This is a genomic window from Bradyrhizobium sp. MI1.3, assembly GCF_055811695.1.
Genome location: NZ_JBVVPQ010000026.1, coordinates 85,616 through 106,297 on the forward strand (window position 1 = coordinate 85,616; position 20,682 = coordinate 106,297).

A 20,682-nucleotide genomic window follows, 5' to 3' on the forward strand; every position below is an offset into this window, starting at 1 on the left:
TGGGCCGAGCATGCGCAAATGTCGGACGCGGAAAAGGCGGCGCGCCCGCCGTTCCAGGCGATGCTGCCCGCGCTGAAGCCCGCGATCATCTTCGAATGCGTCGGCGTGCCTGGTCTGTTGCAGCAGGTGTTCGAAGGCGCGCCGCGCGATGCCAGGATCGTCGTGGTCGGCGTCTGCATGGAGACCGACAGGAGCGAGCCCATGCTCGGCATCATGAAGGAGCTCAACGTTCAGTACGTGCTCGGCTACACGCCGGACGAATTCGCAGCTTCGCTGCGCCTGATCGCGGAAGGGAAGGTGGATGCGGCTGCGATGGTGACGGCCGAGATCGGCATCGATGGCGTCGCAAAGGCTTTCGCCGATCTCGCCAATCCTGAAGCGCACACCAAGATCATCGTGCAGCCGTGGCGATGATGCCTCACACCGGTAGCGCGATCGAATATTTCACCTGGCTGAGCGCGAAGCTCGACTCGATCGAGGCGATGCCGTCGAGCCGGGTCAGCTTGGTCTTGAGGAAGGTCTCGTAGGAGGCGAGGTCGGCTGCGACGACGCGCAAAAGATAGTCGCGGTTGCCGGTCATCAGGTAGCATTCCAGCACCTCGTCCCATTTCGAGATCGCGCGCGCGAAGCGGTTGAGGTCCTCCTCCTTCTGCCGCGCCAGCTTGATCGAGATGAAGACGCTGACATGCAGCCCCAGCGCCTTCTGGTCGACGGTCGCGATGTAGCGCGAGATGACGCCGCGTTCCTCGAGCAGTTTGACCCGGCGATGGCAGGGCGACACCGACAGCCCGACCTTATCGGCCAGCTCCTGCATGGTCAGCCGGCTGTCGTTCTGGAGGTAGCTGAGGATTTTTCGGTCGATGGCGTCGAGGGCGGGCATTGGGATGAACCTGTCGTTTTTACCGATCGATTGGTAAGATATCCCAATATGGGCTGGTACTGCGCGAAAAATTGAGAAGTTTGGCGCTTCCGGCAGGGGTATCATCGGCACCTGTTTTCCGGGAGCATTGCCATGCCCGTTGATACCGCCCGCCTCGACACATTGACCGCGCTCGCCCGCAAGGCGCTGTGGCTGTCGTCATGGACCATCCATCACGCCAACCACGTCCGCGCGAACGCGGACGGCCTCAAGGTTGGGGGACATCAGGCCTCGTCGGCCTCGCTCGCAACCATCATGTCGGCGCTGTATTTCCACGTGCTGAAGCCCGAAGATCGCGTCGCGGTGAAGCCGCATGCGAGCCCGGTGTTCCACGCCATCCAGTATCTGTTCGGCCGGCAGAGCCGCGAGAAGCTGGAGAATTTTCGTGGCTTCAAGGGCGCGCAGTCCTATCCCTCGCGCACCAAGGACGTCGACGACGTCGATTTCTCCACGGGCTCGGTCGGCCTCGGCGTCGCGCAGACGCTGTTCGCCTCGCTGGTGCAGGACTACGTCAAGGCACATGGCTGGATGAAGGATCGCCGCGAAGGGCGGATGATTGCGCTGGTCGGCGACGCCGAGATGGACGAGGGCAACATCTTCGAGGCGCTGGCGGAAGGCTGGAAGCACGGCCTGCGCAACACCTGGTGGGTGGTCGACTACAACAGGCAGTCGCTGGACGCCGTCGTCCGCGAAGGCCTCTGGGAAAAGTTCGAGACCGTATTCCGCAATTTCGGCTGGGACGTGGTGATCGTGAAATACGGCCGCCTGATGCGCGAGGCCTTTGCCGAAGCTGGCGGCGAGGCGTTGAAGCGCTGGATCGACAATTGCCCGAACGCGCTCTACGCCGCCTTGTGTTTTCAGGGCGGCGCGGCGTTCCGCAAACATCTTCACGATGAGATCGGCGATCAGGGCCCCATCACCAAACTGATCGACAAGCGCAGCGACGACGAATTGCTGGCGCTGATGTCGAACCTCGGCGGCCATGATATGGCGAGCATGCTGGATGCGTTCGAATCCATCGATCACGATCGCCCGGTCTGCTTTATCGCCTACACCATCAAGGGCGTCGGCCTGCCGTTCCAGGGCCACAAGGACAACCACGCCGGCCTGATGACAGTCGCGCAGATGGAGAAATATCGCGACAGCCAGAACATCCGGCCCGGACACGAATGGGACAGATACGAGGGTCTCGCGCAAAGTCCTGCCGAGCTCGACGCCTTCCTCGCGGGCGTGCCGTTCAACCAGGACGGCCGCCGGCTCACCGCGCCTGTGATCGAGGTGCCGTCGCAGCTCGCCTTCAAGCCGGCGCCGCAGATGTCGACCCAGCAAGGTTTTGGGCTGGTGCTGAACGAGATCGCGCGCGGCGACAGCGAGCTTGCCAGGCGCATCGTGACGACGTCGCCTGACGTCACCGTCTCGACCAATCTCGGTCCGTGGGTGAACCGGCGCGGCCTGTTTGCGCGCGGCGAGAAGGCGGACTTATTCCGCAGCGAGAAAATTCCATCCACCTTCAACTGGGACTTCTCGCCCAAGGGCCAGCATCTCGAACTCGGCATCGCCGAGATGAACCTGTTCATCATGCTCTCGGCGCTCGGCCTGTCGCACCAGATCAACGGCGAGCGGTTGCTGCCGGTCGGCACGCTCTACGATCCCTTCATCGAGCGCGGTCTCGATGCGCTGAACTATGCATGCTACCAGGATGCCCGCTTCATGGTGGCGGCAACGCCGTCGGGCATCACGCTGGCACCCGAAGGCGGCGCGCACCAGTCGATCGCAACGCCTTTGATCGGCATGGCGCAGGACGGCCTCGCCTCGTTCGAGCCTGCCTTCGTCGACGAGCTCGCCGTGATCATGGGGTGGGGTTTCAACCACATGCAGCGCGATCCGGGCGAGGGCGGCTCGGTCTATTTGCGGCTCTCGACGCGCTCGATCGAGCAGGCGCAGCGGATCATGACGCCGGAGCTCGCGCAGGGCATCACCGACGGCGCCTATTGGCTGCGCAAGCCGGGCCCCAATGCCGAAGCCGTCATCGCCTATACCGGCGCAGTTGCGCCGGAAGCGATCGAAGCGACCGGCTTCATCGGCGAGAGCCGGCGCGACATCGGCCTGCTCGCGATCACGTCCGCAGATCGTCTGCATGCGGGGTGGACCGCCGCACGGAAATTGCGCCGGGATCGGCGCGGCGTGCAGCATCTCAGCCACATCGAAAAACTGCTCGCGCCGCTGCCGCGCGACTGCGGCATCGTGACCGTGATCGACGGACATCCGGCGGCGCTCGGCTGGCTCGGCAGCGTCCGCGGCCATCGCGTCGAGGCACTCGGCGTCGAGCAGTTCGGCCAGACCGGCACCATCGCCGACCTCTACCGCCACTACGGCATCGACGCCAACGCCATCATCGATGCGGCCGAAAGCCTCACCACCGGCGCGCCGGTGTTGCATCGGAAGATGGCTGTGTAGTTCGTCATCCCGGCCTAGCGCGCAATGGGCACTAGGCCGGGATGACATCGTGAGTGAGGCGAGACCTTGCCACCCCTCCGCCATCGGCTCATATAACCTCCGTCCGCCGCAATGCTGGCCCCGCATATGGCGGGTTCAATTGCCGGCGCTTTCGTGCAAGGATGCCTGCCGAAACGCCCCCAAGCCCCCAAGAAGAGGTTCACTATGGTCAATCGCATGCAGTTCTACATCGACGGCGCCTGGGTCGATCCCGCCGTCAAGAAGTCCACCGCCGTGGTCAATCCGGCGACGGAAGAGGCGATGTACGAGGTTGCGCTGGGCTCCAAGGCCGACGTTGATAAAGCCGTTGCCGCCGCCAAGCGCGCGTTCGTGACGTTCTCCCAGACCAGCCGTGACGAGCGCGTCGCGCTGCTCACCAAGGTCATCGAGATCTACAAGGGCCGCCTCAAGGAGATCGGTGCTGCCGTCTCCGACGAAATGGGTGCGCCGCTGCCGATGGCGGAGAAGCTGCAGGCCGGCGCTGGTCTCGGCCACCTCATGACCACGCTCGACGTGCTCAAGAACTATCATTTCGAGGAACCGGTCGGCACCGCCATGGTGCTGCGCGAGCCGGTCGGCGTGGTCGGCATGATCACGCCCTGGAACTGGCCGCTCAACCAGATCGCCTGCAAGGTCGCGCCCGCGCTTGCCGCCGGCTGCACCATGATCCTGAAGCCGTCGGAGTTCACCCCGACCTCGGCGCTGATCTTCGCGCAAATCCTGCATGAAGCCGGCGTGCCGAAGGGCGTATTCAATCTCGTCAACGGTCTCGGCCCCGAGGTCGGCGCCGCCATGAGCGAGCATCCCGATATCGACATGATCTCCTTCACCGGCTCGACCCGCGCCGGCATCGACGTGGCCAAGCGCGCCGCACCGACCGTGAAGCGCGTCAGCCAGGAACTCGGCGGCAAGTCGCCGAACGTCATTCTCGAAGGCGCCGACCTCACGAAGGCGGTGACCGGCGGCGTGATGCACATGTTCAACAACTCCGGCCAGTCCTGCAACGCGCCCTCGCGCATGATCGTGCCGGCCTCGAAGATGAAGGAAGTCGCCGCGATCGCGAAGGCGGTCGCCGACAAGACCAAGGCGGGCGATCCGCGCGCCGAAGGCACCACCATTGGTCCGGTGGTCAACCGCGGCCAGTGGGACAAGATCCAGGGCCTGATCAAGAAGGGCATCGATGAGGGCGCAACGCTCGTCGCCGGCGGCCCCGGCCTGCCCGAAGGCGTCAACAAGGGCTTCTATGTCCGTCCCACCATCTTTGCCGACGTCACCCCCGACATGACGATTGCGCGTGAAGAGATCTTCGGACCGGTGCTCACCATCATCGGCGCCAAGGACGAAGCCGAGGCCGTGCACATCGCCAACGACACGCCCTATGGGCTTGCCGGCTACGTCACGGGTGCTTCCGTCGAGGACGCCAAGCGCGTCGGCCGGCAGATCCGCGCCGGCAACGTCAATCTGCAGGGCGTGCCCAACGATCGCAGCGCACCGTTCGGCGGCTACAAGCAGTCCGGCAACGGCCGCGAGTGGGGCAAGTACGGCCTCGAGGACTTCCTAGAAGTGAAGGCAGTTGCGGGCTTCAACGCGGCGTAGGCTTTATCGCCTGAACCAACAAAACGCCGGAGCGGCCACCGCTCCGGCGTTTTTATTTTTTCGTAGCCCGCATGGAGCGAAGCGGAATGCGGGGACTGTCCCGGATTGCGCTTCGCTCCATCCGGGCTACGGACTCGCAACGACGGCGGCGAAACTATCCCCCGACCGCTCCTTGCGTGTTCACATACAACGCGTAGATCGACTGGCTCGCCGCCATGAACAGGCGGTTGCGCCTGACGCCGCCGAAGCAGAGGTTGGCGCAACGTTCGGGCAGTGCGATGCGGCCGATCATGACGCCGTCGGGGGCGAACACCACGACGCCGTCGAGCTCGGGATCGCCCATGCCCCAGCCGCACCAGAGATTGCCGTCGATGTCGCAGCGCATGCCGTCCGGCGTGCCCGGGCCTGCGTCGATGAAGACGCGCTTGTTCGAGATCGTGGTGCCATCCGCCGAGACGTCATAGGCGAGGATCTTGCGGTTCGGCACGCCGCGCGATTCCACCACATAAAGAATTTTCTCGTCCGGCGAGAAGCACAGCCCGTTCGGACCCAGCACGCCTTCGGCGACGATGGTCGCATTACCGGTTGTGGGATCGAGCCGGTAGACATTCGGATCAATGTCCGGCTCGGCCTTGTAGCCCTCGTAATTGCCTAGCAGGCCGAAGGTTGGATCGGTGAACCAGATCGAGCCGTCCGATTTAACAATGACATCGTTCGGTGAGTTTAACCGCTTGCCGTTGAATTGATCCATCAGCACGGTGATCTCGCCGTCATATTCGGTGCGGGTCACGCGGCGCCCACCATGCTCGCAGGTGACGAGCCGACCCTGGCGATCCCTGGTGTTGCCGTTGGCGAAATTGGAGGGCTTGCGGAACACCGAGACCGCGCCGGTCTCCTCTTCCCATTTGACGATGCGCTGGTTCGGAATGTCGCTGCACAGGAGATAGCGACCATCGCCGAACCACACCGGACCCTCGGCCCAGCGCAGGCCGGTCGTCAGCCGCTCCACCGCCGAGAGTTTTAGCCAGTATTTTTCGAAGCGGGGATCGAGTGCCTTTATCGCCGGATCGGGATAGTAGCTCGCCGGCCGCCAGCCTGGCCGCTCCTGGGGATGGGACGATGCCTCATTCATGTCGGTTCTCTCGTTTCGTTCCCTCTGGACAATCCTGCTATCATTAGAGACATGTGACCGCAAATTGGTTGCCAAAGGCGAGGAAAGACATGCCGCGTATCTTGATGACGGGAGCTTCGGGCGGGATCGGAACGCGTCTGCGGAAACTGCTGCCGCCGATCTATCCGGACCTGCTGCTCTCTGATATCCGCCCGCCGAAGGACCTCGGCGCGAACGAGGAATTCAAGGCGGCGGATCTCTCTGACCTGGCGCAGTGCGAGGCGATCTGCGAGGGCGTCGACGGCATCATCCATTTCGGCGGCTATTCGGTCGAAGGTCCCTGGAACGACATCCTCCAGGCCAACATCATCGGCGGCTACAATCTGTTCGAGGCTGCATATCGCAAGGGCGTCAAGCGCGTGGTGTTTGCCTCCTCGAACCATGCCGTCGGATTCTATCCGCGCCACCACAAGATCGGCACCGACGTGACCCCGCGCCCCGACGGCCGCTATGGCGTCAGCAAGGTGTTCGGCGAAGCGGTCGGGGCGCTCTATGCCGACAAGCACGGCTTGAAGGTGACTTGCCTTCGCATTGGCAATTTCGGCGACGTGCCCCTGGACCTTCGCCGGATCTCGATCTGGCTGAAGCCGGAAGATCTGGTGCAGCTCTGCCAGATCGGGCTCGAGCATCCCGACATTCATTTCGAGATCTTCTACGGCGTGTCCCTGAACGAGCGCGCCTGGTGGGACAACCACCGCGCCTACGAGTTCGGCTACCGTCCGACGGGGCGCTCCGAGGACCACGTGGCACATGCGATGGCCGAGCAGGCCAAGCTGAAGCCAGATCCGGTCGGCGATCACTATCAGGGCGGCGCGTTCTGCAGCAACGAGTTCGACGGCGACACAAGTCGCATCATCGATTGGAATAAGCGGTAGGAGCGCATTCGCAAATCCAGGGCGTCGGAAACGACGCCCTAGACAACGCGTTTGCCGGCCTGGGCCGCGATGGGCCGCTGCACAAAGTACATCAGGATCAGGGAAATCACGGCCGTCGTCACGACGACGTATCCCAGCCGGTCGAAGTGCCGGAGCGTACCGTCGGGATCCTGCGCGATCAGCGCGGCGGCGAGCACGGAGCCGAGCCCGCCGGAGAGCTGCTGCAGCGACGCGCCGACCGCGCTGAAGGAGCCGCGTTGCGCCGGCTCGGGGATTGCGGAAATCAGCGCCTGCGACGGAATCATGCGGGAGAAGATGCCGACGAACATCAGGACGTTGACCAGGATCGCGACCGTCAGGCTCACCTCGCCGAGATGGGTGTAGATCAGCACCATGACGATGGACATCGCGCTGCCGAAGACGAAGGTCGGGTATTTGCCGAAGGCATCGCTCGCGCGTCCCACCAGCGGGCCGATGACAATGCTGAACAGGCCGGAGACGAGATAGATCGTCGGCAGATGCACGATGTCGATGCCGAGATTGTGCACGGTGTAGGCGCTGCCGAACGGCATCAGCATGTAGCCGCCGGTCGCCAGCAGGGTCGTCACCGAGAACGCCATCCAATAACGCGGCTGAGAGACCGTTGCGATCAGATGCCGGAACGGGTTTCGATCCTGCTTCAGCCCGAGATGGCCGTTCACCGGCTTCATCAGGAGCATCACGGCGATCATCCCGATCACCGACAGGCCGACCAGCGCGCCGAACGCGACGTGCCAGTTCCACTGGTTGGCGAGGAAAAGGCCGGCTGGGATGCCCAGCACCTGGCTTGCAGCGAAGGCGGTTTGCACGAAACCCATGACGCGGCCGCGCAATTGCAGCGTGAACAGATCGGTGACGATGGCGAGCACGACCGAGCCGATCACGCCGCCGAACAGGCCGGTCACGATCCGCCCCAGCAGCAACAGATGATAGTTGGGCGCGATCGCGCACAGCGCCGTGCCGAGGGTGAAGCCGGCGTAGAAGAACAACAGCAGCCGTTTGCGGTCGAACCGGTCGGCGAAGCCGGCCGCCAGGATGCCGGAAATTCCCGCGCTGAACGCATAGGCCGAGACCGCCACGCCGAACTGAGCGGCCGAAATATCGAGCGCCGGCATCATGATGGCGCCGAGCGGCGACATGATCATGAAATCGATGATGATCGTGAACTGGACCAGCGCCAGCAGCGCAACGAGGATCGTCTGGTAGCACGTAAAACCGCGGGATCGCTCCTGCGACTCGACGATCGGCTCGGTCAGGGTTTGTTCGGTCATGGCATTTCATTCGGGAGGGAATACGGGGAAGAACGTGCGATTCGCGGCTGGACGCCGGTCCTATCTATTTCCGACGGCGCGCTATTTCGATGGGTTGACAAAAGGTTTTGATGTCCATCACGACGCGGTGCCCCGGTTCATTGAGGACGAGCGCATGCGGGGGCCGAGCTTTGGCTTGGCCGCCCTGCCCATTGATCCAGGTCAACCTTGCCTTCGGCATTTGGTTCTCGATCTGCGCGATCGCATTTCGGCAGCCGGTGCCGCGATCACGGTTCGATTGCGGCGGCGAGAGTCAGAACAATGAAAATCAAATTGCCAGCCGTCGTACTGCTCGCGCTGATCATGTCGGCCCCGGCGCGAGCCGCGATGCTCAGCGACGCCGAGGCGACGTTTCTCGACCAGCTCGTCACCGCGTCCGCGGTGCTCGAACAACGATGCGTCGGCTACGAGGTCAATGGTGCCGGCAGTGTCCAGCTCGGCGCCCGACTTCTCGGCAGCACGGATGCCGCGATGGCGATGATCGACGCCTATGCGGCAGCCATCAAGGCCCGCGACGGCGAAAACTACGATGCCGGTAAATTCCGCATCGAGGTGTCCGACGCGGCCGCCAAAACGTTCAGGCGCATCCGAGCGCAGTTGATCAACGACCCGAAAGCGGCCTGCGCCGACTATGGTGATACCAGCGTGGAGCGCGGCCTGCTAAGACGGTACTGAACCTGCGACTTGGCTTGCCATGGCCTAACGGGCGCACGCGCTAGCGCTCGGCCTCACCCGCAATCCGCGCCAGATAATCCTTCTTGCTGAACTGCATATGATCGACGCAGAGCTGGGCCAGCGCCCAGCTGTCGCGGCCTTTCAACAGCTCGATCATCAGCTCGTGCTGGCGCCGTGATTGCGCGAGGCCGTCTCGGTCGGCGAGATTCTTGGCACGCATCGGCAGCGTCAGGTTCATGTAGTCCTGCAGCGAGCGCACCAGATATGGATTGCCGCAGGCCGTGAACAGCGCGAGGTGGAAGGCGTCATTGGCTTCATGGATGCCGCGCAGATCCCGCACCTCTGCCTTCGCGCAATATTGCCGCTGCAATGCAGAGAGCTCGTCGATCAGGCCTTGCGGTGCGGGCAGGGGGATCATCAGCGCCGCCTGCCGGGTCAGCATCTCCCGGACCTCGTAGATCTGCCGGACCTCTTCGGCCGAGTAGAACCGCACGGTGGCGCCGACATTCTTCTCGCGGCGGACGATGCCGCGGCGCTGCGCATCCACCAGCGCCTGGCGCACGAAGTGCCGCGAGGTGCCGTAAGCCGACATCAGCGCGTCCTCGGTCAGACGCGCGCCGGGCGCGAGGCGGCCGAAGATGATGTCCTCCTCGAGCCGCGCGACGATGTCGTCCGGATCGTCGCGCCGGACCATCGTGGCATCTGCGGTGTGAGTGTCGGACATGCCCTCGGCCTCCCGGCGCTCGGCCGGTCCGTCCTGTGGAGCAGGGAAGGCTTGGATTGTCAATAATCTGGTCATCACCGGGGCGTCGACGGCCAAAATAGCAGGTTTGACGTCTGTCTTATTGACAATCAAGGGGCAGGCTGTACGACAATGACCCGGTAATGGGAGCGGTATGATGACGAGTGGGTTGCGCAAAGGGCTGACAAGCTATGGCGATGCCGGCTTCTCGCTGTTCCTGCGCAAGGCGTTCATCAAGGCCATGGGCTATTCCGACGACGCGCTGGAGCGCCCGATCGTCGGCATCACCAACACCTATAGCGACTACAATCCCTGCCACGGCAACGTCCCGCAGATCATCGAGGCCGCCAAGCGCGGCGTGATGCTGTCGGGCGCGATGCCGTTCGTGTTCCCGACTATCTCGATCGCCGAGAGCTTTGCGCATCCGACCTCGATGTATCTGCGCAATCTGATGGCGATGGACACCGAGGAGATGATCCGCGCCCAGCCGATGGATTCGGTGATCGTCATCGGCGGCTGCGACAAGACACTGCCGGCGCAGGTGATGGCCGCAATCAGCGCCGATCTGCCGACGGTGGTCATTCCCGTTGGCCCCATGGTGGTTGGTCATCACAAGGGCGAGGTGCTGGGCGCTTGCACCGATTGCCGCCGTCTCTGGGGCAAGTATCGCGCCGGCGAAATGGATGACATTGAGATCGAGGCGGTCAACGGCCGTCTCGCGCCGTCGGTTGGCACCTGCATGGTGATGGGCACGGCCTCCACCATGGCCTGCATGATCGAGGCCATGGGTCTGTCGCTGCCGATGAGCGCGACGATCCCCGCGCCGCATGCGGAGCGCTTTCGGCTCGCCGAAGCGAGCGGCAGGGTGGCCGCCGAGATGGCCAAGACCAAGGGTCCGAAGCCGAGCGAGGTGCTGACGCCTGCATCTTTTAGGAATGCCCAAGTCGTGCTCCAGGCGATCGGCGGCTCGACCAACGGCCTGATTCATTTGACCGCGATGGCACATCGCTCGCCGCACCGGCTCGACCTCGGCGTGTTCGACCAGATCGGCCGCGAGGTGCCGGTGCTGATCGATCTCAAGCCGTCCGGCGAGCATTACATGGAGCATTTCCATCACGCCGGCGGCGTGCCGAAACTGCTGGCGCAGCTTGGTGACCTCGTCGATCTCGACGCGAAGACCATCACGGGCGAGAGCCTGCGCGATGTCGCCGCCAACGCGGAACACGTACCCGGCCAGGACGTGATCCGCGCGCGCGACAATCCGATCAAGAAGGAAGGCGGCCTCGCCGTCCTGCACGGTAACCTCGCCCCGCGCGGCGCGGTGATCAAGCAGTCAGCTGCAAGCCCAAAACTGTTGCAGCACACCGGACGTGCCGTGGTGTTCGAATCCGTCGAGGATATGACGCTGCGGGTTGACGATCCCGATCTCGACGTCACCGCCGATGATGTGCTGGTGCTGCGCAATGCCGGGCCCAAGGGCGCGCCCGGCATGCCCGAGGCGGGCTATCTGCCGATCCCGAAGAAGCTCGCGCGTGGCGGCACCAAGGACATGGTGCGCATTTCCGACGCGCGTATGAGCGGCACCGCGTTCGGCACCATCGTGCTGCACATCACGCCGGAATCCGCCGTCGGCGGGCCGCTGGCGCTGGTGAAGAACGGCGACATGATTCGGCTCGACGTCGCCAAGCGCAGCATCGAGCTGCTGGTCGATGCGGCCGAGCTGGAACGGCGCCATGCCTTATTGAAGCCGGCAGCCGCTCCCGACGAGGCGCGGCGCGGCTATGCCTGGCTGTTCAACGAGACCATCATGCAGGCCGACGAGGGCTGCGATTTCGATTTTATGCAGAGAACTGGGAAGAAGACGGATAAGGGGTGACCAACCACCCGAACGAACGCTTAGACCGCTAAAGCGGCGAGCGATAAAACAGGGGGAAACGATGATTGCACGATCCATGCTTGGGCTGGCGGCAACGGCCGCTGTTCTCTTCGTAACGAGCGCGTCGGCACAGGAGGTGAAGCATTATCGCTTCGCCTATGACCAGCCGCGCAACACCGGCTATTCGATCGCGGGCGACCTCTTTGCCGACAAGCTCAAGGAATTGAGCAAAGGCACCATGATCATCGACCAGTATCCGGGCGCGCAGCTCGGGCAGGAGCCGCAGGTGCTCCAGCTCGTGAAAGCGGGCGACGTCGAATTTGCGATCATCTCCTCGGCGAACACCGCGACGATCTCGCCGCAAGCGGGCGTGATGTCGTTGCACTTCCTCTTCCGCGACGAGAACCACGTGGTCAAGGGCCTGGCCGATCCAAAAGTGTTCGCGGCGCTCAAGACCATGATCGACGAGACCACGCAGGGTTTGCATGTGATCGCGACCGGTTCGCAGGGCGTGCGCCACATGTACTCCAAGAAGGAGATCCATAACGTCGGTGACATCAAGGGCCTGAAGATCCGGGTGCAGGCGACCGCGACCGAGGACACCATGTTCCCGGCCTATGGCGCCCAGACCGTGCACATGCCGTTCGGCAGCGTCTACACGAGCCTGCAGACCGGTGTCGTCGACGTCGCCGAAAACAGCATCAACGTCTATCTCGTCAACAAGCACTACGAGGTCGCGCCGGTCCTGAACATCACCGAGCACGAAGCCAACAACGCGCTGGTGTTCATCTCCGACAAGCTCTGGCAGAGCCTGTCGGCGGAGCAGAAGGGCTGGGTGCAGGCGGCGGGGAACGAGGTCAGCTCCAAGGAGCCGCAGAAGGCCTTCGACCTCGAACGCACCGCGGCGGAGAAGCTCAAGAAGATGGGCGTGAAGATCGTCGACAACGTCGACAAGAAGAGCTTCACGGCGGTCGCCGATCCCTATCTCGACAAGCTCGCCAAGGAGCTCGGCCCGCACGCCGAGAAGATCAAGGATTTGATCCGCTCGATCAATTGACGTGATGCCGAAAGACGGTGCGCTCCCTCTCTCGCCTGCGGGAGAGGGTAGGGGAGAGGGTGTCTCCGCGGAGAGACTCCCGATGAGGAGAGAGCCCTCACCCGGCGCTTCGCGCCGACCTCTCCCGCAAGCGGGAGAGGTTCAGAAAACCCGCAGCCGGGAGCAACAATGCCCATCGCCGAAAAACTGCTGGTGCAACGCCAACGCCACCTCAAATGGCGCGGGCTCGACTGGCTCGAGCTCGCGCTGATGATCCTCTGCGGCGTGCTCTGCTTCGGCTTCTCGCTGTCGGTGACCGCCGACATCGTCACCCGCACCATCGGCCATCCCTGGCTCTGGCTCCAGGAAGTGACCTCGACATTGTTCATCTACGCCATCTTCGTCGGCACAGCGGCTGCGACGCGGCGCAACGACCACCTCTATCTCACCGCGATCTCCGAGGCGATGCACGGCACGCCGCGTCTGATCGTCGAGATCATCATCCGGATCGTGGTGCTTGGCGTCGCCTTCTGCCTGATCGTGTACGGCTATCAGAACTATCTTCGCGGCTTCGGCAGTTTTCGCCTGCCGTCGGGCACGCCGATCGCCTCGCTCTACGCGATCATTCCGCTGTCGGGCGTGCTGATCGGCCTGTTCACCATCGAGCAGCTCGTCAACGGCGTGCGCAACGGCTTTGACCACCCCGAGCCGCCCGAAGAGGATGACGGGGCGCCTGTCATCACCGACGCGCAGATGAGGGCGCAGCCGTGAGCGCACCCATCGTTCTGGCGTTGATGACGGTCTGCTTCCTGTCCTTCGGCTATCTCGGCGTGCCCGTGCCGTTCTCGCTGATGGCCGGCGTCTTCATCGGCGCGCTGCTGTCGGACGTCTCGCTCGCCGCGATCATCCAGAAGATCTTCGACGGCGTCGATTCCGAGGCACTACTGGCGATCCCCTTCTTCCTGCTGGTCGGCGAGCTCATGAGCTCGGCCAATGTGGTGGTCCGGATAGCCAACCTCTCTGTGTCACTGGTCGGGCATATCAGGGGCGGACTGTCCCAGGTCGTGGTCGTCTTCAGCATGTTCTTCTCGGAAATGTCGGGCTCGACCACCGCCGACGTCGCCGTGATGAGCCGCGCGCTGGGCGGCCCGATGAAGCGCGAGGGCTACGAGCCCGCCTTCATCGCCGCGATCATCGCATCCGCATCGACGATTGCGGCGCTGGTGCCGCCGAGCATCACGGCCGTGGTCTATGGCGCCGTCGGCAACGTCTCGATCGCCGGCCTGTTCATGGCAGGCGTCGTGCCGGGCCTGATGATCGGCTTCGGGTTGATGATCTATTGCTATTTCTTCGGCCCGTCCGGCCTGCGCAAGCCGCGCGCGCCGCTGCGGCAGGTGGTGTTCGCGGCCGGCGATGCGGCGCTACCGCTGATGATTCCCGTGATCCTGCTCGGCGGCATTCTGACCGGCTGGTTCACGCCGACGGAAGCCGGCGTCGTTGCGGTGGTCTGGATTGTCGCGGTCGTGATCCCCGCGCTCAACCGCGGCCATATCAGGAAGATTCCGTACGATTTCTGCCTTGCGGGCCTGATCTTCTCGCTGCCGCTGATCACGATCGGCGCCGCCAATGCGTTCGGCTGGATGCTCGCCTATTTGCGCGGTGCAAGCTACATCGCCGAAGTCATCACCTCGATCGCCGGCAACGATCCGCATTTGATCATGCTGCTGATGGTGCTGCTGTTCACGATCGTCGGCGATTTCATCGAGCCGGTGCCGACCATCATCATCTTCATGCCGCTCGTCAACACGCTGACGGAGGCCGGCGACATCAACGCCGTGCATATGGGCGTGGTGCTGATCGCCACGCTCGCCTTCGGCCTGATCACGCCGCCGTATGGCCTGGTGCTGCTGATGGCCTCGAAATTCGTCGGCGTCAGTTTCGCAAAGGCGCTACGCGCCGCGTTGCCGATCTATCTGGTGTTCCTCGGGACGATCGCGTTTGCGATCTACTTCCCGAGTGTGGTGCTGTGGCTGCCGCAGAAAGTGCTGCCGGAATCGGTCGGATGCTTCAAGTCGCCGGCGGGGACGGGTTATATCTGTCCGCGGTAGCGAATTGCTCGACGCGCCATTGTCCGGCTTCGTGCAGATAGCGGAACGGCGTCCCGTGGCTGTTCTTGAAGTAATTGCCGCAAAGCTCCTTCGCCACGCCCTGCATCACCGCGTCATGGCAAACGAACAGCAGATCGTCGCCGGGATGACGGTCGAGCCATGCCGAGACGCAAGCCAGCGACCGCTCGGCCATGGCCTCCCACCTCTCGCCATCGGCGGGCAGGATCGAGACAAGGCCTGTCGCTGATGTGACGCCGTGCTTGATCATGAGGTCGCCGACGGGGAGGCCTTCGAAGCTGCCGAAATCGAGCTCGATGATGCCGGCGTCGATCGTGAGCGGCACCGCGATCGCGTCTGCGATGATCTCGGCCGTTCGCGCCGCGCGCAGCAGCGGGCTTGCGATGATGCGACTGATGCCGGCACCGCGCAACATGCTCGCTGCCTGGTGCGCCTGCCGCAGACCGTCCTCGTTCAGCGGATTGTCGGTCCGGCCCTGGAACAGCCCTTTGCGATTCCAGTCGGTCGCGCCATGACGAAGGCCGTAGAAACTGCGGGCGGGTGTCACTTCGACTTGCTCGTGAATTTCTTCACGGCGGCGCGAAACTCCTCCGTGTTCATCGCCATGATGATCTTGTGCTCCTCGGCGTCGAGCTGCTGCTTCACTGGCGTCGTGGCGGCCTGGTAGACTAGCGATTTGGTGCCCGCGATCGCGGTCGGCGGGTTCTGTGCGAGCCGCTCGGCGAGGGTTCGCGTTGCCGCCTTCAGCTCGGCGGCGGGAACGAGCTTCGCAACGAGGCCCCATTCATGGGCCTGCTGCGCGGTGAAATTGTCCTCGGCCAGGAAAATCTGGAGCGCGCGGCGGGAGCCGACCGTGTTGACGATGCCGACCGTGGAGCCGCCGTCCGGCGACACGCCGATCTTGGCATAGGCCGGCGTGAATTTGGCATCCTCCGCGGCGATGCAGAGATCGGTGACGAAGGCGAGGCCCATGCCGGCGCCGGCCGCCGAGCCGTGCACGCTCGACAGCGAGACCTTCGGCATGCGCCGGATGATCTCGATGAAGGCATGATAGTGCTTCAATAGCTCGCCGACGACAGGCGTCACCGTATTGGCCTCGGCCGCGGCACCGATCGTCTGCAGATCGCCGCCGGCCGAGAAGGCGCGGCCTTCGCCCTCAATCACCAAAACCTTGATGCCATCCTCGCCCTCGATGTAAGCCGCAAGCTGTTCGAGTTTTTGTGCAATCGCCAGATTGATCGAATTGAACGACGCGGGCCGGTTGAGCGTGATGGTCGCGATCGGGCCATCGATCCGCAACAAGGCGGGATCGTCGGGCTGAGAGATGGGAGCTGGCATCTTGGAATCCCCGGCATGAGATCGTTCGTGCGACTAAATCGCAGAAGGCGAGGGGTGACAATCCCCGCCAGCCGCCCTTGCGCAAGCCGGAACGATAGGTTCAAATGGGCCTGCCTTCGTCAGGGACGGACACGAGCGCCGGCTCCTCCTGGGCAAGCAAGCCAAAATCAGCGAGAGAGGAGACGACATGGGTGACGCTCGTGTCTTGCGGAAATGGGCTGTCCAATGACCGATGGCCCGGTGATCATTGTCGGTGCCGGCCATGGCGGCTACCAGGTCGCGGCATCCCTGCGCCAGGCGGGCTTTTCCGCTGCTATCTGCCTGATCAACGACGAGGCGCATCTGCCCTATCAGCGGCCGCCGCTGTCCAAGGCCTATATCAAGGGCGTGGCCGGGCCGGAGAGCCTGATGTTCCGGCCGGAGAAATTCTACCAGGACCAGACCATCGAGCTGGTCGCGGGCCGCGCCGTGTCGATCGACCGCGCGGGGCGCAAGGTGCTGCTCGCCTCGGGCGAAACGCTGCCCTACGGCCACCTCGTGCTGGCGACCGGCGCCCGCAACCGGCTGCTCGATCTGCCCAATGCCAACCTTCCGGACGTGAAATATCTGCGCATCCTCGACGACAGCGAGGCGCTGCGGCAGATCATGCCGTCGAAGACGCGGATCGTGGTGATCGGCGCGGGCTTTATCGGCCTCGAATTCGCGGCCACCGCGCGGATCAAGGGGCTAGAGGTCGACGTGCTCGAGCTCGCGCCCCGCGTAATGGCGCGCGCGGTGACGGCGGAGGTCTCGGAGTATTTTCAGGCGCGGCATCGCGAGGCCGGCATCCGCATTCACCTCGGCGTGCAGGCAACGTCCATCGAGGCGGAGGACGGCAAGGTCACCGGCGTCTCCTTGAGTGACGGAAGGCATTTGCCGGCGGATCTCGTTGTGGTCGGCGTCGGCGTGCTGCCGAACATCGAGCTTGCGGCGGAGGCGGGGCTGCCGGTCGCGGCCGGTATCATTGTCGACGAATATCTCGCGACGGCCGATCCCGATATCTCGGCGATCGGCGATTGCGCGCTGTTCAACAGCCCGCGCTTCGGCGGATCGCAGCGGCTGGAATCGGTGCAGAATGCCACTGATCAGGCGCGCTGCCTCGCGGCGCGGCTGACTGGCGACCGTAAGGCCTATGACAGCCATCCCTGGTTCTGGAGCGACCAGGGCGATGACAAGCTCCAGATCGCTGGCCTCACCACCGGCTACGACCGCGTCGTGCTGCGCGGCGATCCCGCCAGGAAGGCGTTCTCGGCGTTCTGCTACAAGGGGGACAGTCTGCTCGGCATCGAATCGATCAACCGTGCCGGCGACCACATGTTCGGCCGCCGCCTGTTCGGCCTGGATCGCTCGATCACGCCGGAGCAGGCCGCCGACGAAAGTTTTGACCTGAAGGGCGCGCTGGCGTGAGCTCTTCTCCCTCGCCCCGCTTGCGGGGCGAGGTGAAGGAAGCGCGCGGTCTACACCACCGCGCCGACTTCCGCGGCTGTCGGCATCGACGGCCCCGCGCCCATGCGCTGCACGGAGATCGAGGCGGCGGCATTGGCGAAGGCGAGTGCCGCGCGCAAGTCGACGCCGTCGGCAAGTTGCGCCGCGAGTGCTCCCACAAAACAATCGCCTGCGCCTGTGGTGTCGATCGCCTTCACCACGCGGCCGGACACCGAAATCTCCTCGCGCCCGGCGAGCGCGAGCACGCCACGCTTGCCGAGCGTGACGCAGATGGTCTGGTCCTCGCGCGCCTGAAGTTTTCGCGCGACGTCGAGGATCCGCGCGGCCTCGTCACTGTCGGACAACTCCACGCCGGCGAGGAGGCCGAGCTCGGTCTCGTTCAGCACGAGGATGTCGACCAGCGCGAGCAATTCGCTCGACATGGTTTGTGCCGGGGCCGGATTGAGCAGCGTCGTGGCGCCGGTGTCGCGAGCCCGTTGAAAGAACGCGGCAATCGTCGGCAGCGGGATCTCGAATTGACTGACCGCGACATCGCCCTTTGCCAGCGGGACGCCCGCGACGTCATCGACGCCGACGAGCGCATTGCTGCCGGGAATGACGACGATGGTGTTGTCGGCCTCCGCCACCGTGATGATGGCGGTGCCGGTGTGCGCTTCGGCCGTCTCGCGGATCGCGCCGAGATCGATGCCTTGCGCGCCGAGGAACGTCCTCAGCTCACCGCCGAACGAATCCTTGCCGAGCCGGCCGATCAGCGTGGTCCGCGCGCCAAGCCGCGACGCCGCCACCGCCTGGTTGGCGCCCTTGCCACCCGGAAAATACAACACCTGCTTGCCGGCGACGGTCTCGCCGACCCGGGGATGGCGATCGGCCGTCGCCACCACATCCATGTTGATGCTGCCGGCGACGAAGACGCGCCCCATAAGAAACCTCAGATGAGAGACCTCGGCGAACGCTAGACCCTGACCTCGAACTCGTGCCTGACCTTGGCGATGTCGACAAGCGTCGGTAGGCCGGCTTCGTTGCCAAGGCGTTGGATCTTGAAGGTCGAGGCTGCCCGGGCAAAATCGAAATGCTCGCGCCAGCTTTTGCCGGGATGGGCGAGATAAGAATAGACATAGGCGCCGTGAAAGACGTCGCCGGCGCCGTTGGTGTCGATCACGCGCTCGCGCGGAATCGGCATCGCCGGCATCACCTGCACCGTTCCAGTCTCGTCGTACCAGAGCAGGCCCTTCTCGCCCATGGTGATGCCGCCGATCTTGCAGCCGCGGCTCTTGAGATAGTCCAGCATCTTCTCCGGCGTCAGGTCCATCTGCTCGCACAGGCGCTCGGCGACGATCGCGACGTCGATGAATTCCAATAGCTCATGCGTGTTGGTGCGAAGGCCGCCACCGTCGAGCGAGGTCAGAATGCCGGCCTCGCGGCAGACTTTTGCGTAGTGGATCGCGGCATCGGGCTGATGGCCGTCGACATGCAGCGCGCGGCAGCCGCCGAGATTGAGCATCGGGAACGGATGGATGTGGTCGTCGTCGCGGCAGCGGACGATGGCGCGCTTGCCGTCCTTTGGCATGATGAAGGACAGCGAGGACTGGTTGACCTTCCGCCCATGCAGCGAGATCGCGTATTTCGCGCACATGTCCATGAACATGCGGCCGAGCCAGTCATTGGCCGCGGTCGCGATCAGATCGGGCACGATGCCGAGCTTGGCGCAGCAGAACGCCGCGGTCACCGCATTGCCGCCGAAGGAAACCGCGTAGTCGGAGGCCACGTGCTTCTCGTCGCCGGTCGGCATGTGGTCGGTGATGAAGACGACGTCGATATAGGTCTGTCCGATGAAGAGAGCCTGCATTGCTTGTCCGTGATGCGCTTTGTGGTCCCGGCCGGCGCGCTTACTGTAACACCGGTTCCGCCGCGGGACCGCTGAAATTATTCGCAAAACCGCCGCCCGGAGTGCTTGAGGTCGGCATGCGGCCGGAATACGACCATCACCGGACAATGCCAAGCCCGGACAAACGCCGTCTCTCGGTCCACGGTTCCGGGCCGTTCAACAGGGGGTAGCATGATCACCGGCCTCGATCACGTCGTCGCACTGGTCAGGGATATCGGTGCGGCCAGGGCGGCCTATCAGACGCTGCTCGGGCGCGCGCCGGCCTGGCAGAATTCGGGCGAGGGCGCAGATCGGGTGCTGTTCACTCTCGCCAACATGACGATCGAATTGATGGCGCCGAACGGCTTCAGCGTGACCGCCGACCGCATGCGCGCGTTGCTCGGCGACCAGGAAGGCGTGCTCGCCAGCCTGTGCTTTCGTGTCGCGGACATGAGCAAAATGCACCGGCGGCTGGAGCGGGTGGCGCTCAAGCCGGATCCGGTTGCCGAGGTCGAAAGCAGCGACGCGGAGAGCGGCGCGGCCCTGCACTGGAAGCGGACGCGCGCCGCCACGGAGCTCACGCGCGGCGTGCGCATGTTCTTCCTCGAACTGGCCGATGAGCGTCCGCTTTCGCCGGCGACCGATATCGGGCCGATCGATGCGCTCGACCACGTCGTGATCACGACCGAGGATTCCGATGGCGCCGCCGCGCTTTATGGCGCGCGGCTCGGGCTCGATCTGGCGCTCGACCGCTCGCACCAGGATTGGGGCCAGCTGATGTTCTTCCGCTGCGGCGATCTCGTGGTCGAGCTGGTGCGCCGCCCCGTCGCGGGCGGCGATCCCCTGCATGACCGCCTCTGGGGCCTGAGCTGGCGGGTGACCGACATCGACGCCACGCGCGCCCGCCTGATTGCCGCCGGCCTCGACGTCAGCGACGTGCGCAACGGCCGCAAGCCGGGCACGCGGGTGATGACGGTGCGGACCGGCACCTGCGGCATCCAGACGGTCCTGCTGGAGCGCTCGTCGAAGCCGGTGGAGTGAGGGGCCTAACGCTCGGTCGTGCCCCGGACGCAGCGCAGCGCTTCTTCAGCGGTGCGCTGCAGAGCCGGGGCCCATATCAATGAGAGGTCGCCG

At 64.3% G+C, this 20,682-nt stretch carries 20 protein-coding genes; 12 read left to right on the forward strand and 8 right to left on the reverse strand.

Going from position 1 to position 20,682, the window contains the following annotated elements:
* The first annotated feature begins 18 nt into the window (after positions 1-18).
* Positions 19-414 carry an MDR/zinc-dependent alcohol dehydrogenase-like family protein gene (locus AC0L3A_RS20390; protein WP_473255075.1) on the forward strand — a complete coding sequence of 132 codons (396 nt, stop codon included), beginning with the start codon at positions 19-21 and terminating at the stop codon, positions 412-414.
* A 4-nt stretch (positions 415-418) separates the two neighbouring features.
* On the opposite strand, the gene AC0L3A_RS20395 is transcribed toward AC0L3A_RS20390, so the two are convergent.
* Positions 419-880, reverse strand: coding sequence for an Lrp/AsnC family transcriptional regulator (locus AC0L3A_RS20395; protein WP_007593935.1), 462 nt, complete (start codon positions 878-880; stop codon positions 419-421).
* A gap of 132 nt (positions 881-1,012) precedes the next feature.
* Between AC0L3A_RS20395 and AC0L3A_RS20400 the strand changes: the two genes are divergently transcribed.
* Both AC0L3A_RS20400 and AC0L3A_RS20405 read left to right on the forward strand, forming a co-directional pair.
* Entirely contained in the window at positions 1,013-3,376 is a 2,364-nt protein-coding gene (locus AC0L3A_RS20400) for a transketolase (RefSeq protein ID WP_007593933.1), read from the forward strand.
* Between the two features lie 204 nt (positions 3,377-3,580).
* Positions 3,581-5,011, forward strand: coding sequence for an aldehyde dehydrogenase family protein (locus AC0L3A_RS20405; RefSeq protein WP_007593931.1), 1,431 nt, complete (start codon positions 3,581-3,583; stop codon positions 5,009-5,011).
* Between the two features lie 154 nt (positions 5,012-5,165).
* On the opposite strand, the gene AC0L3A_RS20410 is transcribed toward AC0L3A_RS20405, so the two are convergent.
* Positions 5,166-6,143 carry an SMP-30/gluconolactonase/LRE family protein gene (locus tag AC0L3A_RS20410; protein WP_354127747.1) on the reverse strand — a complete coding sequence of 326 codons (978 nt, stop codon included), beginning with the start codon at positions 6,141-6,143 and terminating at the stop codon, positions 5,166-5,168.
* 89 nt (positions 6,144-6,232) lie between these two features.
* Between AC0L3A_RS20410 and AC0L3A_RS20415 the strand changes: the two genes are divergently transcribed.
* A complete protein-coding gene (locus tag AC0L3A_RS20415; protein WP_007593926.1) occupies positions 6,233-7,057 on the forward strand; it encodes an NAD-dependent epimerase/dehydratase family protein in 825 nt (274 codons plus the stop codon).
* Positions 7,058-7,095: 38 nt separating this feature from the next.
* Here AC0L3A_RS20415 and AC0L3A_RS20420 read toward each other — a convergent pair whose 3' ends face one another.
* On the reverse strand, positions 7,096-8,367 hold the full coding sequence (locus AC0L3A_RS20420) for an MFS transporter (protein ID WP_007593925.1): 1,272 nt from the start codon (positions 8,365-8,367) through the stop codon (positions 7,096-7,098).
* Between AC0L3A_RS20420 and AC0L3A_RS20425 the strand changes: the two genes are divergently transcribed.
* Positions 8,366-8,671 carry a hypothetical protein gene (locus AC0L3A_RS20425; protein ID WP_157158573.1) on the forward strand — a complete coding sequence of 102 codons (306 nt, stop codon included), beginning with the start codon at positions 8,366-8,368 and terminating at the stop codon, positions 8,669-8,671. The two genes, AC0L3A_RS20420 and AC0L3A_RS20425, sit on opposite strands and share 2 nt — an antisense overlap.
* Positions 8,668-9,081: a hypothetical protein gene (locus AC0L3A_RS20430; protein ID WP_007593923.1), complete on the forward strand. Its 414-nt coding sequence runs from the start codon at positions 8,668-8,670 to the stop codon at positions 9,079-9,081. The genes AC0L3A_RS20425 and AC0L3A_RS20430 overlap by 4 nt, the downstream gene beginning before the upstream one ends.
* A gap of 40 nt (positions 9,082-9,121) precedes the next feature.
* Here the strand turns inward: AC0L3A_RS20430 and AC0L3A_RS20435 are convergent, their stop codons facing one another.
* The gene (locus AC0L3A_RS20435; RefSeq protein WP_007593921.1) at positions 9,122-9,805 is read right to left on the reverse strand and encodes a GntR family transcriptional regulator; all 684 of its coding nucleotides are present in this window, start codon (positions 9,803-9,805) and stop codon (positions 9,122-9,124) included.
* Between the two features lie 175 nt (positions 9,806-9,980).
* On the opposite strand from AC0L3A_RS20435, the gene AC0L3A_RS20440 reads away from it, so the two are divergent.
* From AC0L3A_RS20440 to AC0L3A_RS20455, 4 genes are all read left to right on the forward strand, one after another.
* Complete coding sequence (locus AC0L3A_RS20440) at positions 9,981-11,699, forward strand: IlvD/Edd family dehydratase (RefSeq protein ID WP_007593919.1); 1,719 nt, start codon at positions 9,981-9,983, stop codon at positions 11,697-11,699.
* 61 nt (positions 11,700-11,760) lie between these two features.
* The gene (locus tag AC0L3A_RS20445; protein ID WP_354127741.1) at positions 11,761-12,756 is read left to right on the forward strand and encodes a TRAP transporter substrate-binding protein; all 996 of its coding nucleotides are present in this window, start codon (positions 11,761-11,763) and stop codon (positions 12,754-12,756) included.
* 168 nt (positions 12,757-12,924) lie between these two features.
* Entirely contained in the window at positions 12,925-13,506 is a 582-nt protein-coding gene (locus AC0L3A_RS20450) for a TRAP transporter small permease (protein WP_007593915.1), read from the forward strand.
* Positions 13,503-14,843 carry a TRAP transporter large permease gene (locus AC0L3A_RS20455; RefSeq protein WP_007593913.1) on the forward strand — a complete coding sequence of 447 codons (1,341 nt, stop codon included), beginning with the start codon at positions 13,503-13,505 and terminating at the stop codon, positions 14,841-14,843. Before AC0L3A_RS20450 ends, AC0L3A_RS20455 begins: the two co-directional genes overlap by 4 nt.
* Here AC0L3A_RS20455 and AC0L3A_RS20460 read toward each other — a convergent pair.
* Positions 14,803-15,408: a histidine phosphatase family protein gene (locus tag AC0L3A_RS20460; protein WP_473255077.1), complete on the reverse strand. Its 606-nt coding sequence runs from the start codon at positions 15,406-15,408 to the stop codon at positions 14,803-14,805. The genes AC0L3A_RS20455 and AC0L3A_RS20460 overlap by 41 nt on opposite strands.
* Positions 15,405-16,199 (reverse strand): enoyl-CoA hydratase/isomerase family protein, encoded by a 795-nt coding sequence (locus AC0L3A_RS20465; RefSeq protein ID WP_007593907.1) that lies wholly within the window; start codon positions 16,197-16,199, stop codon positions 15,405-15,407. Before AC0L3A_RS20465 ends, AC0L3A_RS20460 begins: the two co-directional genes overlap by 4 nt.
* Before the next feature lie 225 nt (positions 16,200-16,424).
* Here AC0L3A_RS20465 and AC0L3A_RS20470 point away from each other — a divergent pair, with 225 nt between their 5' ends.
* Positions 16,425-17,645: an NAD(P)/FAD-dependent oxidoreductase gene (locus tag AC0L3A_RS20470; protein WP_007593906.1), complete on the forward strand. Its 1,221-nt coding sequence runs from the start codon at positions 16,425-16,427 to the stop codon at positions 17,643-17,645.
* A gap of 50 nt (positions 17,646-17,695) precedes the next feature.
* Here AC0L3A_RS20470 and AC0L3A_RS20475 read toward each other — a convergent pair whose 3' ends face one another.
* Both AC0L3A_RS20475 and AC0L3A_RS20480 read right to left on the reverse strand, forming a co-directional pair.
* A complete protein-coding gene (locus AC0L3A_RS20475; RefSeq protein WP_007593905.1) occupies positions 17,696-18,604 on the reverse strand; it encodes a ribokinase in 909 nt (302 codons plus the stop codon).
* Between the two features lie 32 nt (positions 18,605-18,636).
* A complete protein-coding gene (locus AC0L3A_RS20480) occupies positions 18,637-19,530 on the reverse strand; it encodes a sugar kinase (protein WP_007593904.1) in 894 nt (297 codons plus the stop codon).
* 210 nt (positions 19,531-19,740) lie between these two features.
* Between AC0L3A_RS20480 and AC0L3A_RS20485 the strand changes: the two genes are divergently transcribed.
* Complete coding sequence (locus AC0L3A_RS20485) at positions 19,741-20,589, forward strand: VOC family protein (RefSeq protein WP_007593903.1); 849 nt, start codon at positions 19,741-19,743, stop codon at positions 20,587-20,589.
* Positions 20,590-20,682: the final 93 nt, after the last annotated feature.